Below are 15,461 nucleotides of genomic sequence, written 5' to 3'. Positions count from 1 at the left end.
CTCCCTCAAATGTTCAGGTCTTGCGGCCGCGCCCGGCGCAGCCAGCCGGCCACCCACATGCGGGTGAGCGAAACGGCGGTGAAAACGCTGGTGAACAGGCCGATCACCAGGACCACCGCGAAGCCGCGGATCGGGCCGGTGCCGAACATGAACAGCAGGACGCCGGCGATGAAGTTGGTGATATTGGCGTCGAAAATCGCGCGGCTCGCCTCGCGATATCCGTTCTCGACCGCTGCGATCACCCGCCGGCCGCGCTTGCGTTCTTCGCGTATGCGTTCGTTGATCAGCACGTTGGCGTCCACCGCCGCGCCGATCGTCAGCACGAAGCCGGCAATGCCCGGCAGCGTCAGCGTGGTGTTCATCAGCGCCATGATCCCCAGGATCATCAGCACGTTGAAAACCAGCGCGATCGTCGCATAGACGCCGAAGCGGCCGTAGGACGCGATCATCAGCGTCACGACCGCGATCGAGCCGACCAGCATCGCGAGCAGGCCGAGGCGGATCGATTCGGCGCCGAGGTCCGGCCCCACCGTCCGTTCCTCGACCACGGTCAGGTCCACCGGCAGCGCGCCGGACTGGAGCGAGATCGCCAGCTGCTGCGCGCTTTCCGGCGTGAAGTTGCCTGAAATCTCGGACACGCCGCTGAGGATGCGATCCTGGATCACGGGCGCGGAAATCACCTCGCCGTCGAGGATGATCGCGAACTGCTTGCCGACATTTTCCGAGGTCAGCTTGGCGAAGCGGTTGCCGCCCTGCTGGTCGAACTGGATGACGACGACGTCCTGATTGTCCTGATTGCGGCTGGCCTGCGCCCGGATCAGCGATCCGCCGTCGATCCCGCCGAGGCGGTAGACGGCGACGTTCTGCCCGGCAAAGCCGCTGTCGGCGGCATAAGGGAAGATCTGCTGCCCGGGTTCGGCAATGCCCTGCGCCAGATCGGTCTGCAGGGCGTTTTCGTTGACCAGCTTGAATTCGAGCTTGGCCGTGCGACCCACCAGTTCCTTGACCTGCTGGGGATCCTGCAGGCCGGGCACCTGGACCACGATGCGGTTTTCGCCCTGGCGGATGATGGTCGGTTCGCGCGTGCCCAGCGCGTTGATGCGCCGGTCGATCACGTCCTGCGACGAATCCATCGCCGCATTGACCGCAGCTTCCAGCCCGGCCTCGGTCGGGGTCAGCACGATGCGGGTTTCGTCGACCACCGACAGGTTCCATTCGCGAACCAGCCCCTCGCCGTTCAATAGCGGCTCCAGCAGGGAGCGGGCGCGATCGACGTCCGCGACGCTTTCGACCATGAAGCTCAGCCGGCCATCGGCCGTCGAAACGTCGCCGAAACCGACGCTCGGCTCCGCCCGGCGGAGTGTCGAGCGGACCGATTCCTCCATGTTGCGCAGGCGCTGGCTCGCGACTTCGGCGGGATCGGCCTCCAGCAGGATGTGGCTGCCGCCGGCAAGGTCGAGCCCGAGGTTGACCTCGGGATCGGGCAGCGCCGCCGGCCAGCGGGCGCCCGAAAGCGAGAAGATCGATGGCAGCGCCAGCGCCGTCAGGGCCAGTGTGAGCCCCCAGAACCAGCCGCGCTTCCAGAGCGGGAAATCGAGCATCCGCCGGCCCCGCTCAGTCGTTCGCCGCCGCGCCGCCGGGCGGCACGATATCGCCGATCGTGCTCTTCACCGTCTTGACGCGAACGCCCTGCGCGATCTCGATATCGGCGTAGTTGTCGTCCACCTTGACGACCTTGCCGACGATCCCGCCGGCGGTGACGACCTGATCGCCCTTCTTGATCCCGGCGATCTTCTCGCGGTGCTGCTTCTGCTGGCGCATTTGCGGGCGGATGATCAGGAACCAGAAGATCGCGATCATGCCGACGATCGGAAGCCATTGGATCCACGCGGGCGGCGCGTCTGCGCTGGCCGCCGCGGCAAGGAAATCGAGCATGGAAATGTGCCTATCGAGCTTGAGCCAAGAACATGTGCGGGGGGTGCGTAGAGCCCGGCGACTGCCCGCCCTTCGCCTCCCCGGCGATCAAGTGGGCGCGCCTAGCAGCATTGGAAGATGAGAGCAACGAATCGCGCATAGCGCACGGCGCGAAGATCGGCGCTTGCCACCACCCGGCCGGCACCCTATAGGGCCGCCCTCCACTGGATACGGGACGTAGCGCAGCCTGGTAGCGCATCACACTGGGGGTGTGGGGGTCGCTGGTTCGAATCCAGTCGTCCCGACCAGTGGTTTTAAAGCAAAACCAACAAGTTAAGCGGGCAGCATGAGCCGCCCCGTTTGCTTATGCGCGGTCGGTGATAAGCCTACCGTAAGCGGTGGCGGGAATTCCGCATAACTCTTGCCCGTTCGACGGGAACTCCCCATCTATAAACAATCAATCAAGCAGGGGGTGTTACCTTGGAACAGAATCTCGTTGCTCTTTACGAACTGAAGCGCCTCACATTCTTGCTTGGATACAAGCAGAATCCAGAGAGCTTCAATGATGCGCTCGCGTTCGCCTACTTCAATCGCGTCGCGCCGATCCTCCATGAGAACATTGAGCTTGAAACCTACGGCGCTGATCCATTCGCGGACGTCTATGCCGTCAAAGCGGAGTTTGCCACGGAGGTGCTCAGGTACGTTGATGAACTGGAACGTGCTGAGGATTTCGAAGGGTTGGGATTCTACAAACTCGAAGAGAAGTTTGGTGGCTATAAAGCGAACCGCATCAAGCTGATTCACGCCCTTGAATACTTCCGCATCGACGGACGCTTCGATGAGAAGTTCTGGAAGGCCATTGAGGCTAATGCGCCCGCTGAGGCAAACTCGCTCGATTCCAAGTTCTCGCCGGAGGACGTGTATTTCGTCTAAAGCTCAGAACACCGCCCCGCTCCGAAGGAGCGAGGTGGCGGCAGCGTCAGGTGGCGTAGTTCCCCGCTACTGCGGAGGTTGGATTTAACGGGGGACTGCTCCGCTAAGCCCCGGCTCGGCTGGACTCGGACCGAGCACCGCTACGCCCGTCCCGTCTCCTGTTTGCGCAGCGGCTTTGCGTATTCGTTCTTCACGCCCTTGCATGACGGGCAGCGGCGTAGGGCGATCACATCATTCGACCAGAACGGCTTGCGGCAGGTGATGCAGTGCTGCCAGCCGACATGCCGAACGACACGCGGCGGTGTGTGGTCAGCATCCAACACCGGCTCGCGCCGCTTTCCGCCGTCATTCGCCCACGGCTCGGGCACGACGAACCCTTGGAAGTTGCCCTTTGGCATGGAATTGGCTCCCGTAAGATTCCCGTAAGTGGCAGCGGTAAAGCTACGCCAACTTGGGTACGGCGAGTTCCGAGAGCCAAGCAACTGATCTCGCTTGATTATAAAGCTACATAAGGCTGCGCAAAGCTGCGTAAAATTGGCGCGGAAGATACTGGGGGTGTGGGGGTCGCTGGTTCGAATCCAGTCGTCCCGACCAGTGGTTTCACCCATCGCCCCATCCCGGCGGTCCCCCAGTTCCAACGGCCATCGCCGGCCTTGCACCCTTCCCGCTTCGGCCCTAGCGCGCGCGGCAGGAGGATTTGCCGATGAACGCGCCCACTTCCCGCACCGCACCCAGCACCCGGCCCCGTATGCGATCGTGGCTGTTCGCCCCGGGCGACAGCGAGCGCAAGATGGCCAAGGCAGCCGACGGGCCGGCGGATATCGTCCTGCTCGATCTGGAAGATTCGGTCGCGCCCGACAGCAAGCCCGCCGCGCGGGCGCTGGTGCACGATTTCCTGGCTACGCGGGACGATCGCGAGCGGCTGTGGGTCAGAGTCAATCCGCTGGCGGGCGGCGAGACGCTTTCCGACCTGGAGGCGGTGATGCCCGCCGGTCCGGGCGGCGTGATGCTGCCCAAGGCCGAAGGGCGCGCCGATGTCGAGGCGCTCGATGCCCATCTCACGAAGCTGGAGGCGATTCACGGCATAGCCCCCGGCACGACGCGGGTGGCCGCGCTCGTCACCGAAACGCCGCGGGCGATGTTTTGCACCGGCGACTACGAGGGCGCACCGCGGCTGGTCGCGATGAGCTGGGGCGCGGAAGATCTCTCCTCGGCTCTCGGCGCGCGCGTCCAGTTCGGCCCGGACGGGCGCTACATGCCGACCTTCGAACTCGCCCGCAGCCTGTGCCTGCTGGGCGCCGCAGCGGCGGGCGTGGCGGCGATCGAGACGATCCAGGCCGATTTCCGCGATCTCGACGGCTTGCGCGAGCGGGCGCGCATGGTGCGCGGCCAGGGCTATCGCGGGATGCTGGCGATCCACCCGGCGCAAGTGGAGGCGATCAACGACGCCTTCACGCCGGGCGAGGAGGAAATCGCCCATGCCCGCAAGGTCGTTGCCGCATTCGATGCCAATCCCGGCGCCGGGACCGTCGGCCTCGACGGCGCGATGCTCGACCGGCCCCACCTCGCCCTCGCGCGCAACCTGTTGGCCGACGCCGGGCTGGACGCCTGACCGGCAAAAAACACTTTCCTACACTAACCGTTATGGTTATATGAATTGGCGACTCGCAACCAAGGAGTTCGCCATGCCTCTCATCGAATCACTCATCGGACCGATTTCCGCGATCATCGACAAGGTCATCCCGGACAAGGAAGCCCGCGCCAGGGCCAAGCTCGAACTGCTCGAACTCGAGGGAACGCAGGAACTGAAACGGATCGAGACGCGCCTCTCGGCCATCGTGGCGGAGGCCCGTTCGCGCGATCCCTGGACCAGCCGCGCGCGCCCGAGCTTTCTCTACGTCATGTACGTCCTGCTGCTGTTCGCCCTGCCGATGGGCGTGCTGTCGGCGTTCGATCCGGTCGCCGCACAGAACATCGGGGCCGGCATCACCGCCTATCTGCGCGGCCTGCCCGAAGAACTCTACATGCTCTTCGGCACCGGCTATCTCGGCTACACCGCCGCACGCCAGTGGGGGAAGGCAAAGGGCATCGACGCCTGAGCCCGTTCCCATTGCATATGTACAATTTCATGTACATATGCACCGCAAGGAGACCTGTCGTGGATGTGATAACCTACAGCGATGCGCGCAAGAACCTGAAGAGCGTGATGGACAAGGTGGTGGACCACTGTTCCGAAGTGGTCGTCACCCGCCGCAACGGAGAGGCCGTGGTGATGGTCTCCCTGTCCGAATGGAACTCGATCGTCGAGACCGAGCACCTGCTGGCAAATCCGAAAAACGCCGGGCGGTTGCGCGAAAGCATCGCCGAACTCGACCGCGGCGAAGGCATCGAGCGTGAATTGATCCGCCCGTGAAGATCGTCTTCTCCTCCCACGCATGGGAAGACTATCGATACTGGTGCGAGAACGACCGGAAGATGTTGCTGCGCCTGAACGGCCTGATCGAAGAGAGCCGCAGGAATCCGTTCAAAGGATCGGGCAAGCCCGAACCGCTTCGAGGCGAGCTTGCCAGCCTCTGGTCCCGCAGGGTCAACCACAGGGACCGTCTCGTCTATCGCATTGCCGGGAAACACCCCGATCAAAGGCTGGAAATCGTTCAGTGCAAGGGGCACTACTGACCAATGTCCAACACCGTCTATGTCCTCAACGGGCCGAATCTGAACCTGCTCGGTCTGCGCGAGCCGGAGATCTACGGATCGGACACGCTCGACGACATTGCCGCCATGCTGGAAGATCGCGCGCGCGAACTGGGGCTGGCGATCGATATGCGCCAGACCAACCACGAAGGGATGCTGGTCGACTGGCTGCACGAGGCCCAGGCCGAAGGGGCGAAAGCGGTCCTGCTCAACCCCGCCGCCTATACCCATACCTCGATCGCATTGCTCGATGCGGTCAAGGCGATCCGAACGCCGGTTATCGAAGTGCACTTGTCCGACCCCTCCACCCGCGAGGCGTTTCGCCACCATTCCTATGTCGGCGAGGCAGTGGTAAGGACGGTGAAGGGTCTGGGCGCGCGATCCTATCTGATCGCGCTGGAGGCCGTAGCGGAATTGTAACCTCTCCCCCCTCGCCCCCTTGCCAGCCCGGGCCGGGCCGCGCATAGGCGGGCGTTCGTAACGAACAAGGGTTGTTTAATGGCCGAGAACAAAGGCAGCGCCGGGCGCAAGCCCGGCATGGACGTCGACACCGCTCTGGTCCGCGAGCTGGCCGAAATGCTTGCCGAGACCGGGCTTACCGAAATCGAGGTCGAGGACGGCGACCGCAAAGTCCGCGTTTCGCGCGGCGGGGTGGCCGCTGCACCTGCGACCTTCGCCGCGCCGGCACCGGCGGCACCGGCGACACCCGCCCCGGCCGCCCCCGGCGGCGAAGCCTCGCCGCCGCCCGCGGCGGACGATCACGCCGGCGCATTGAAATCGCCGATGGTCGGAACCGTCTATCTCGCTGCCGAGCCGGGCGCCGATCCTTTCGTCAAGGTCGGCGACAGCGTGAAGCAGGGCGACACGCTGCTGATCGTGGAAGCGATGAAAGTGATGAATCCGATCGCCGCGGACAAGGCGGGCACGGTCAAGGCGATCCTGGTCGAAAACGCGCAGCCGGTCGAATTCGACCAGCCGCTGGTCGTCATCGGCTGAGGCGAATCGTGGGCATTTCACGCATCCTTATCGCCAACCGCGGCGAAATCGCATTGCGGATCCACCGCGCGGCCCACGAAATGGGGATCGAAACGGTCGCGGTCCATTCGACCGCCGATGCCGACGCGATGCACGTTCGGCTGGCCGATCACGCGGTCTGCATCGGCCCGCCGCCCGCGAACGAAAGCTATCTCAACGTCGCCAACATCATCTCGGCGGCGGAGATCGCCCAGGCCGACGCGATCCACCCCGGCTACGGCTTTCTGTCCGAAAACGCCAAGTTCGCCGAAATCGTGGAGGCGCACGACATCAAGTGGATCGGGCCCAAGCCCGAACATATCCGCACGATGGGCGACAAAGTGGAGGCGAAGCGCACCGCCGGCGCGCTGGGCCTGCCGCTGGTGCCGGGCAGCGAAGGCGCCGTATCGGATTACGACGAGGCGCGGCGGATCGCGGGCGAGATCGGCTATCCCGTCATCATCAAGGCCGCGAGCGGCGGCGGCGGGCGCGGGATGAAAGTCTGCGAAGGGCCCGACCAGCTCGAAACCCTGATGAAACAGGCGGGCAGCGAGGCCAAGGCCGCCTTCGGCGACGCCACCGTCTATATCGAGAAATATCTCGGCAACCCGCGCCATATCGAATTTCAGGTGTTCGGCGACGGGCGCGGCGGCGCGATCCATCTGGGCGAGCGCGACTGTTCGCTCCAGCGCCGCCACCAGAAAGTGCTGGAAGAAGCGCCGTCGCCGGTCATCACGCCCGAAGAGCGCGACCGCATGGGCGGCGTCTGCGTGAAGGCGATGGCCGACATGGGTTATCGCGGCGCGGGCACGATCGAGTTCCTGTGGGAAGACGGCGAATTCTACTTCATCGAGATGAACACCCGCCTCCAGGTCGAACATCCGGTGACCGAGATGATCACCGGGATCGACCTTGTGCGCGAGCAGATCCGCATCGCCGACGGCAAAGATCTGTCGTGCACCCAAGACGAGATCACGTTTACCGGGCACGCGATCGAATGCCGCCTCAATGCGGAAGATCCGTGGACTTTCGCCCCCTCCCCCGGCACGGTCAACTATTACCACGCGGCCGGCGGCATGCATGTGCGCGTCGATAGCGGGCTATATGCCGGGTATCGCATCCCGCCCTATTACGATTCGATGATCGCCAAGCTGATCGTCTACGGCCGCAACCGCGAACGCTGCATCATGCGCCTGCGCCGCGCGCTGGAGGAAATGGTGGTCGAGGGCGTAAAGACCTCGATCCCGCTGCACCAGGAACTGATCAAGCAGCCCGACGTGCTGAACGGCGACTATTCGATCAAGTGGCTGGAGGAATGGCTGAAGGAGCGCAGCACCGACAGCCAGGCGTGAGCCGGTCGGGTTCCTCCCCGTTTTCGCCGCAGGCGCAAATGGGGAGGTGGCGCCCGCCGCAGGCGGGTGACGGAGGGGGAAAGTGCCGCGCACGAAGCGCATCCGGGACATTGGCAGGGCGCGCCGGTTGCGCGCAGAGATGAGTTTGCCCGAAGTGCTTCTCTGGCAGGAGCTACGCCGGAAGGCTTGCGATATCAAATTTCGGCGGCAGCACCCTCTCGGCCGGTATGTGCTGGACTTTTACGTGGCGGCACTGAAGCTCGCTATCGAGATTGACGGCCAGGCACACGACATGGGCGATCGGCCTGAGCGGGATATCGCCCGAGACCGATGGCTTCGCGCACAGAATATTGAGGTCATTCGTATTCCGGCGAGCGAGGTTCTACGCGACGCGAACGAAATTGCAGATTCGATCGTTCGTTACTGCCAAAGCAAGTAACCCCTCCGTCAGCCGCTGGCGCGGCTGCCACCTCCCCATTTGCACTGCGTGAAAATGGGGAGGACCGCATTGCCCCGCTCCGTTTCGCGAAGCGCAGCCCGGGAAAGCGTCACTCCAGCGGCACGCCCGGTTCGTGCTTGCTGGTCCGGATCGTCAGGCTGGTCTTCACGCTGGCCACGTTGGGGGCGGGCGTCAGCTTGCTGGTCAGGAATTCCTGGAAGCTCTGGAGGTCGCGGCTCACGATCTTGAGGATGAAGTCGATCTCGCCGTTGAGCATATGCACTTCGCGCACCTCGGGCAGTTCCTGCATATGCGCTTCGAATTCGCGCAGCGCATCTTCCGCCTGGCTCTTCAGGCTGACCATTGCGAACACGGTGATTGCGAAGCCCAGCTTCGATGCGTCCAGTTCCGCATGATAGCCGCGAATTACGCCTTCTTCTTCGAGCGAGCGCACGCGGCGCAGGCACGGCGGCGCGGTCAGCCCGACGCGATGCGCCAGCTCGACATTCGTGACACGCCCTTCGTTCTGCAGTTCGGCGAGCAGGCGCCGATCGATTTCGTCCAGATTCGCCATTGCGGGTGCCCCCACGTGCGCCGTGCGACCGCACGACCCCAAAATTGCAACTAAACCGGTGTCGCCAGCGGCAGCCACCTAATATTATTAGCCTTGCCAGCAATTGTCCCGCTTTGCAACGCGCTGAGCAGCAAGATGCCCTATGGTCGTGGAAACTGCTAGAATGATGCGTTCACGAGGCTCCGCCAAGAGCCTATGCCCACCGGAGATTCATGCAGTTCGACGACCGCCTCGCCACAGTATTGCGCCACCGCGCGAGCGGCGGGCGCGCGGCGCGCGCGCAATTCCGGCAATTGCTGGACCTGCTGGGTGCCCGGCGCGGCGGGTTCGACCGGGGCCTCACCTCCTCCGCCTGGCTTCGGCTGGGCGCGCTCGGCGAAATCATCCCGGCGCCCGACCGGGCAGCGATGATTCGCGATTCCGGGTGGCGTTTCCGCAATCCCGAACTTGCCGCCCATCTCGCCGAAGACGAGCCCGAAGTGGCGGCGGCGGCGCTGGCGCGTGCCGACCTCGACGCGGAAGACTGGGAAGCGCTGATCCCGCGCCTGCCGATCCGCGCCCGCGGCTTCCTGCGCCTGCGCCGAAACCTGCCGCCGCGCGCCATCGAACTGCTGGAAAGGCTGGGAATCCACGACCGCGGGCTGCCCGATCCGGGGGGCGGCATCGACCGCGAGAGCGTCGTCCAGCCGATGCCGCGGGCGGACGAGCGCGAGCCGCTCGAGCTGACGGTCCCCGCGAACGACAGCGGGGACGACGAGGGCGAGGACGAGGACGAGGAAACCGCGATCGGCGCGCTCGTGCGGCGGATCGAAGCCTTCCAGCGCGCCCGCGCGGAGGGGCCTGCGATCGATTCCGCGCCGCGCCTCCCGCTCGGGGAGCAGGGCGACAACGACGTGCCGCCCTTGCGCGGCTTCGCCTTTACCACCGACGCTGCCGGCCGCATCGACTGGGCCGAACCCGGCGTCGCGTCGATGGTCGTGGGCATGCGGCTCGCCACGCCCGAGGCCCGCGCTGCCCTGCAAAAGTGGCAGCGGCTGGAAGGCGCGCGGATGGCGCTGCACGGCGCCCCGCAAATCGCGGGCGAATGGATCGTCGACGCCGGCCCACGCTTCACCGCGCAAGGGGGCCGGTTTTACGGTCTGGCAGGCAAGTTCCGCCGCCCCGCCCTGCACCTCGCGACCGAGCGGGAAGGCGGCAGCTGCGCAGAAGCGGATCGTATCCGGCAACTGCTCCACGAATTGCGCACGCCGGTAAACGCGATCCAGGGTTTCGCCGAAGTCATCCAGCAGCAGGTCTTCGGCGAAGTGCCGCACGAATACCGCGCGCTGGCCGCCAATATCGCCGGCGACGCAGCGCGGATGCTGGCCGGGTTCGACGAACTGGATCGGCTGGCGCGGATCGAGACCGGCGCGCTCGAACCGCTGGAGGGCGATTGCGACTTCGCCGTGCTGTGCCGGGCGCTGGCGAAGCAGCTGGAACCGGTGTTGGCACCCCGCCTCTCGGGCTTCGCGCTCGACATTCCCCAGGAACCGGCAATCGTCCCGCTTGCCCTGCGCGAAGGCGAAGCGCTGGCCTGGCGGCTGCTGGCGACGCTCGCGTCCGCTCTGGGCTCAGGCGAGACGGTGGAACTGGCGCTGCGCGCGGAGCGCGGCGTGGTCCTGCTCAGCGCCACGCTGCCGGCGGCCCTTGCTGCGGAGGAAGACGTGTTCGCGACCCAGCCCCGCGCGCCGCAGGGCGGGGTGAGCGCGGGGATGTTCGGCGCCGGCTTCGCGCTGCGGCTGGTGCGCGCGGAAGCGGGGCTTGTCGGCGGAGCGCTCGAACGTGTGGACGATGCCCTTCGGCTCGCGCTGCCGCGCTTGACCGAGACCGGACGCGATTCTAGCCCCACCGAAAGTCGCGAGCCGAAGCGACATCCCGAAGCGCGCTGAATCGCAACGGCGTTCCGCTGGAGTATCGGCGCTTGAACAAGACCACCCGCACTTTGCCACCCCCCGGCCCCAGGGCCCGCTTCTCGTCCGCCTTCGGGCGCCGCTTCCTGCTGACCGTCGATACCGAGGAGGAGTTCGACTGGGACGGGCCGTTCACGCGCGATCGCCACGGCCTGCGGCACGTACCCCGCCTCCGCAATTTCCAGGAATTCTGCGAGGCGAAAGGGGTCGTGCCCAGCTACCTGATCGACTGGCCGATAGCCAATTCGACCGTCGCGAAGGATATTCTTGGCGGTGCGGTGGCGCGGGGCACTGCCGAAGTCGGCATCCAGCTGCACCCCTGGGTCAATCCGCCGTTCGAAGAAGATGTGGATGCGCACAATTCCTATGCCGGGAACCTGTCGCCCGATCTCGAACGCGCGAAGTTCCTGACCTTGCGCAACGCGATCGCGGAGAATTTCGGCGCGAATCCGCAGCTCTATCGCGCCGGGCGCTATGGCTTCGGCAGCGCGACGACCGATCTGCTTCGCGAAGCCGGCGTCGGGGTCGATACCTCTTTTCGCCCGCTGTTCGATTATCGCAAGGGACACGGGCCGGACTATGCCGACTATCCGCTCGAACCGTTCTGGCTCGACGGCGAGATGTCGGTTCTCGAACTGCCGCTGACGACCGTGTACTGGGGAATGCTGCGCCGGCAGGGGCGCCTGCTCTATCCCCTCCTCTCGCGGCTGCCGCGGATGCGCGGCCTGGCCGCAAACCTGGGCCTGCTCGAACGCATCCCGTTGACGCCCGAAGGAACGACCGTCGACGATGCGATCCGCGCGCTGGACATGGCGATCGACGACGGCCTGCCGCTGATCGTGCTGTCGTTTCACAGCCCCTCGCTCGCGCTCGGCCACACGCCCTATGTCGAGACCGACGACGATCTCGACGCCCTCTACGACTGGTTTCGCGCGGTCTTCGCCTATCTCGACCGGCACGGCATTCGCCCGACCACCGTGGCGGAGATCATGCAGTCGGTCGTCGTCTGATGCTTGCACGCACGCGCTGCGCGGGCTAACCCGCGCGCGCCGAACGGTACCCGGGGGCCTGTAGCTCAGTTGGTTAGAGCTGGCCGCTCATAACGGCTAGGTCGCGGGTTCGAGTCCTGCCGGGCCCACCAGGTACCGCGGCGATCATCGGTCGGGGAGTGGCGCAGTCCGGTAGCGCGCTTGCTTTGGGAGCAAGATGTCGCAGGTTCGAATCCTGTCTCCCCGACCAGCATTTTGCGACTCGAACGTGTCCGGGGGACAGGTTCGGCCAAAATGCTCCCAAGCGAAGCGCGTGAGGCGGAAAGGAGCAACGGCCATCTCCGCTGAAACGCCCTCCCCCGCCGGCCGCGCCCGCCACGCTCTCGATACCCGCGCGATCTGGGCCATCGCCCTGCCCGCGATGGTCACCAACGTCGCCACCGCGCTGATCGGCCTGGGCGACATGTGGATCGTCGGCCGGCTCGACGACGCGGCGACGCAGGGCGCGGTCGACGTCGGCGCGCGCCTTTTCGCGATGCTGTTCACGGTGATGAACTTCCTCAAGACGGGGACCACGGGCCTCGTCGCGCAGGCCGGAACGCGCAGCGGCACCGCGGAGCAGGCGGCGATCCTGCTGCGCGGCGCGACGATCGGCCTTGCCATCGCGGCCGCGCTGCTGCTGGCCAAGCCGCTGCTGATGCCCGCCCTGCTCGATGCGCTGGGCGCGCGCGGGGACGTGCTCGCCGCGGCGCGGATCTATGCCGATATCCGGTACTGGTCCGCGCCCGGCGTGATGCTGAACCTCGCGCTTGTCGGCTATCTCGTCGGGCAGCGGCGAATGGCGGCGGTGCTGGTGATCGAAGTCGTCTACAACCTGCTCAACGTCGCGCTGGGGCTGTGGTTCGTGCTCGGGCTCGACACCGGAATCGCGGGGGTCGGCTGGTCGAGCTTCATCGCCGAATATGCCAAGCTGGCGATACTGGCCGCTTTCGTCGCGCGTGGCAGCCACGGGGCGACGCTGCTCGCCGCCGCGCGCGAGAAGACCGTGCTGCGCTGGGCCAGCCTGCGCCCCTTCCTCTCGCTCAACCGCGACCTGTTCCTGCGCACCGTCGTCCTGATGATCGCCCTCGCCGCGCTGACCCGGCTCAGCGCGGAGCGCGGCGCGGTGGTGCTGGCGGCGAACGGCATCCTCTATCAGATGTTCGTCTTCACCGCGCTGCTGCTCGACGGATTCGAGAACGCGGCGCAAGTGCTGAACGGGGAACGACGCGGCGCCGAGGATCGGGCGGGCTTTGCCGCCTATATCCGCGCGATCATGGTCCGCGGAATGGGTGCCGCTGCGCTGGTCGCGCTCGCCTTCGCGCTGCTCGCGGACCCCGTCCTCGCCAGCTTCGCCGCGACACCGGCGGTGGCGCGCGCTGCGCAGGAACAGGCGATCTGGCTGGTGCTGATCCCCTTTGCCGGGGTCGCCGGCTTCGTCTTCGACGGCGTGTTCGTGGGCGCGAGCTGGACGCGTGCTTTGCTGCTGTCGATGCTGGGTGCCAGCGCGGTCTATGCCCTGACGCTGTGGTTCGCCTGGCCGCAGGGCAACTGGGGGCTGTGGCTCGCCTTCACGCTGTTCCTGGTCGCCCGCGCCGCCTTTCAGGCCGCCATGCTGCCGTTCCTGTTGCGACGGGGCTTCGCCAGCGGGACGTAGAGCCGCTCCGGTCGAGACGGCACTGGCCGCTTCCCCGCCAAGTGCGGCTTGCCCGCGCGCGCGGCAGGCCCTATCTGCGCGCCAACTCCGAAACCCCGCGAATTTCCCGAAGGACGACTGATGGCCGCCCAATACGCATTCGTCATGAAGAACATGACCAAGACTTTCCCCGGCGCGCCCAAGCCGGTGCTGTCGAATATCAACCTGCAATTCTACCAGGGTGCGAAGATCGGCATCGTCGGCCCCAACGGCGCGGGCAAGTCCACCCTGATGAAGATCATGGCCGGGATCGACACCGATTTCACCGGCGAGGCCTGGCCGGGCGAGAACATCACCGTCGGCTACCTGCCGCAGGAGCCGCAGCTGGACGAGAGCAAGACCGTGCTCGAGAACGTGCGCGACGGCGCGCGCGAAGTCGCCGACATGGTCGAACGCTTCAACGCGATCAGCGCCGAGATGGGCGATCCGAAGGACGACACCGATTTCGACGCGCTGATGGAGGAGATGGGCACTCTCCAGGAAAAGATCGACGCGGTGGACGGCTGGACGCTCGACAACCAGCTCGAAATCGCGATGGAGGCGCTGCGCTGCCCGCCGGGCGACTGGCCGGTGACCGACCTTTCGGGCGGCGAGAAGCGCCGCGTCGCCCTCACCCGCCTGCTGATCCAGAAGCCCTCGATCCTCCTGCTCGACGAGCCGACCAACCACCTCGACGCCGAATCGGTCGAATGGCTGGAAAACCACCTGAAGGAATATGCCGGCGCGGTGCTGATGATCACCCACGACCGTTACTTCCTCGATCACGTGGTCGGCTGGATCCTCGAACTCGATCGCGGATCGTACTATCCCTACGAAGGCAACTACTCGACCTATCTGGAAAAGAAGGCCAAGCGGCTGGAGCAGGAGAGCCGCGAGGAATCGGGCCGGCAGAAGGCGCTCAGCCGCGAACTGGAATGGATCCGGCAGACGCCCAGCGCGCGCCAGACCAAGTCCAAGGCGCGTATCCGCAAGTTCGAACAGCTGCAGGACGCGCAGCAGGACCGCAAGCCGGGCAAGGCGCAGATCGTGATCCAGGTGCCCGAACGGCTGGGCGGCAAAGTGATCGAAGCGAAGAACATCACGAAAGCCTATGGCGACAAGCTCCTGTTCGAAAACCTCTCGTTCATGCTGCCCCCCGGCGGGATCGTCGGCGTGATCGGCCCCAACGGCGCGGGCAAGTCCACGCTGTTCCGCATCATCACCGGGCAGGAAACGCCCGACAGCGGGACGATCGAGATCGGCGACACCGTGCATCTCGGCTACGTCGACCAGAGCCGCGACGATCTGAACCCGAAGAACAACGTGTGGGAGGAGATTTCCGACGGCCTCGACTACATGAAAGTCAACGGCCACGACGTTTCCACCCGCGCCTATGTCGGCGCGTTCAACTTCAAGGGACAGGACCAGCAGAAGAACGTCGGCAAGCTCTCGGGCGGCGAACGCAACCGCGTGCACATGGCCAAGATGCTGAAGGAAGGCGGCAACGTCCTGCTGCTCGACGAGCCGACCAACGACCTCGACGTGGAAACGCTCGGCGCGCTGGAAGAGGCGATCGAAAACTTCGCCGGCTGCGCCGTGGTCATCTCGCACGACCGCTTCTTCCTCGACCGCCTGGCGACGCACATCCTGGCGTTCGAGGGCAACAGCCACGTCGAATGGTTCGAAGGCAACTTCGAAGCGTACGAGGAAGACAAGCGGCGCCGGCTGGGCGATGCGGCGGACCGCCCGACCAGGCTGGCGTACAAGAAGCTGACTCGGTGAGATAGACCGGCGGCCTGTCCGCTCGTCGCGGCCTTCCCGACGAGCGACAGACCGTGCGCACGCATTCAGGTCAGCAACGCTCAACCTGAACGGAAGCCTGCACGAGC

General features: G+C 65.6%; 17 protein-coding genes and 3 tRNA genes. 16 read left to right on the top strand and 4 right to left on the bottom strand.

Features of this window, described 5'->3' with window-relative positions:
- Positions 1-5 precede the first annotated feature (5 nt).
- Positions 6-1,601, bottom strand: coding sequence for a protein translocase subunit SecD (gene secD / locus V5F89_RS11150; protein ID WP_338445714.1), 1,596 nt, complete (start codon positions 1,599-1,601; stop codon positions 6-8).
- A 13-nt stretch (positions 1,602-1,614) separates the two neighbouring features.
- Positions 1,615-1,935, bottom strand: a complete 321-nt coding sequence (yajC, locus tag V5F89_RS11145) for a preprotein translocase subunit YajC (RefSeq protein ID WP_047805889.1) — start codon at positions 1,933-1,935, stop codon at positions 1,615-1,617.
- Positions 1,936-2,145: 210 nt separating this feature from the next.
- Between yajC and V5F89_RS11140 the strand changes: the two genes are divergently transcribed.
- Together V5F89_RS11140 and V5F89_RS11135 are read left to right on the top strand one after the other, a co-directional pair.
- Positions 2,146-2,222, top strand: a tRNA-Pro gene (locus tag V5F89_RS11140).
- Between the two features lie 172 nt (positions 2,223-2,394).
- Positions 2,395-2,847 carry a hypothetical protein gene (locus tag V5F89_RS11135; RefSeq protein ID WP_338445713.1) on the top strand — a complete coding sequence of 151 codons (453 nt, stop codon included), beginning with the start codon at positions 2,395-2,397 and terminating at the stop codon, positions 2,845-2,847.
- Between the two features lie 140 nt (positions 2,848-2,987).
- On the opposite strand, the gene V5F89_RS11130 is transcribed toward V5F89_RS11135, so the two are convergent.
- Positions 2,988-3,245 carry a hypothetical protein gene (locus tag V5F89_RS11130; RefSeq protein ID WP_338445712.1) on the bottom strand — a complete coding sequence of 86 codons (258 nt, stop codon included), beginning with the start codon at positions 3,243-3,245 and terminating at the stop codon, positions 2,988-2,990.
- A gap of 305 nt (positions 3,246-3,550) precedes the next feature.
- Here V5F89_RS11130 and V5F89_RS11125 point away from each other — a divergent pair, with 305 nt between their 5' ends.
- The 8 genes from V5F89_RS11125 to V5F89_RS11090 all read left to right on the top strand — a co-directional run bounded on the left by V5F89_RS11125 (position 3,551) and on the right by V5F89_RS11090 (position 8,346).
- Positions 3,551-4,459, top strand: coding sequence for a CoA ester lyase (locus V5F89_RS11125; protein WP_338445711.1), 909 nt, complete (start codon positions 3,551-3,553; stop codon positions 4,457-4,459).
- 73 nt (positions 4,460-4,532) lie between these two features.
- Positions 4,533-4,946, top strand: a complete 414-nt coding sequence (locus tag V5F89_RS11120) for a holin family protein (protein WP_338445710.1) — start codon at positions 4,533-4,535, stop codon at positions 4,944-4,946.
- Positions 4,947-5,005: 59 nt separating this feature from the next.
- Entirely contained in the window at positions 5,006-5,260 is a 255-nt protein-coding gene (locus V5F89_RS11115; RefSeq protein WP_338445709.1) for a type II toxin-antitoxin system prevent-host-death family antitoxin, read from the top strand.
- On the top strand, positions 5,257-5,523 hold the full coding sequence (locus V5F89_RS11110; protein ID WP_338445708.1) for a Txe/YoeB family addiction module toxin: 267 nt from the start codon (positions 5,257-5,259) through the stop codon (positions 5,521-5,523). The genes V5F89_RS11115 and V5F89_RS11110 overlap by 4 nt, the downstream gene beginning before the upstream one ends.
- Before the next feature lie 3 nt (positions 5,524-5,526).
- Positions 5,527-5,961 carry a type II 3-dehydroquinate dehydratase gene (locus tag V5F89_RS11105; RefSeq protein WP_338445707.1) on the top strand — a complete coding sequence of 145 codons (435 nt, stop codon included), beginning with the start codon at positions 5,527-5,529 and terminating at the stop codon, positions 5,959-5,961.
- Positions 5,962-6,039: 78 nt separating this feature from the next.
- Positions 6,040-6,537: an acetyl-CoA carboxylase biotin carboxyl carrier protein gene (gene accB, locus V5F89_RS11100; RefSeq protein WP_338445706.1), complete on the top strand. Its 498-nt coding sequence runs from the start codon at positions 6,040-6,042 to the stop codon at positions 6,535-6,537.
- 8 nt (positions 6,538-6,545) lie between these two features.
- Complete coding sequence (accC, locus tag V5F89_RS11095; RefSeq protein WP_338445705.1) at positions 6,546-7,907, top strand: acetyl-CoA carboxylase biotin carboxylase subunit; 1,362 nt, start codon at positions 6,546-6,548, stop codon at positions 7,905-7,907.
- Positions 7,908-7,989: 82 nt separating this feature from the next.
- Positions 7,990-8,346, top strand: a complete 357-nt coding sequence (locus V5F89_RS11090) for an endonuclease domain-containing protein (protein WP_338445704.1) — start codon at positions 7,990-7,992, stop codon at positions 8,344-8,346.
- 109 nt (positions 8,347-8,455) lie between these two features.
- On the opposite strand, the gene V5F89_RS11085 is transcribed toward V5F89_RS11090, so the two are convergent.
- Positions 8,456-8,920 (bottom strand): Lrp/AsnC family transcriptional regulator, encoded by a 465-nt coding sequence (locus V5F89_RS11085; protein ID WP_338445703.1) that lies wholly within the window; start codon positions 8,918-8,920, stop codon positions 8,456-8,458.
- 212 nt (positions 8,921-9,132) lie between these two features.
- Here V5F89_RS11085 and V5F89_RS11080 point away from each other — a divergent pair, with 212 nt between their 5' ends.
- The 6 genes from V5F89_RS11080 to ettA all read left to right on the top strand — a co-directional run bounded on the left by V5F89_RS11080 (position 9,133) and on the right by ettA (position 15,354).
- Positions 9,133-10,848: a histidine kinase dimerization/phospho-acceptor domain-containing protein gene (locus V5F89_RS11080; RefSeq protein WP_338445702.1), complete on the top strand. Its 1,716-nt coding sequence runs from the start codon at positions 9,133-9,135 to the stop codon at positions 10,846-10,848.
- A gap of 32 nt (positions 10,849-10,880) precedes the next feature.
- A complete protein-coding gene (locus tag V5F89_RS11075; RefSeq protein WP_338445701.1) occupies positions 10,881-11,879 on the top strand; it encodes a polysaccharide deacetylase family protein in 999 nt (332 codons plus the stop codon).
- A 54-nt stretch (positions 11,880-11,933) separates the two neighbouring features.
- Positions 11,934-12,010 (top strand) — tRNA-Ile (locus V5F89_RS11070).
- A 21-nt stretch (positions 12,011-12,031) separates the two neighbouring features.
- A tRNA-Pro gene (locus V5F89_RS11065) sits at positions 12,032-12,108 on the top strand.
- Between the two features lie 63 nt (positions 12,109-12,171).
- Positions 12,172-13,554 carry an MATE family efflux transporter gene (locus V5F89_RS11060; RefSeq protein WP_338445700.1) on the top strand — a complete coding sequence of 461 codons (1,383 nt, stop codon included), beginning with the start codon at positions 12,172-12,174 and terminating at the stop codon, positions 13,552-13,554.
- Positions 13,555-13,674: 120 nt separating this feature from the next.
- Positions 13,675-15,354 carry an energy-dependent translational throttle protein EttA gene (ettA, locus tag V5F89_RS11055; protein WP_338445699.1) on the top strand — a complete coding sequence of 560 codons (1,680 nt, stop codon included), beginning with the start codon at positions 13,675-13,677 and terminating at the stop codon, positions 15,352-15,354.
- Positions 15,355-15,461 lie beyond the last annotated feature (107 nt).

This window comes from Pelagerythrobacter marensis, assembly GCF_036700095.1.
GTDB lineage: Bacteria > Pseudomonadota > Alphaproteobacteria > Sphingomonadales > Sphingomonadaceae > Pelagerythrobacter > Pelagerythrobacter marensis_A.
This window is presented reverse-complemented; position numbering and strand designations above follow the sequence as displayed.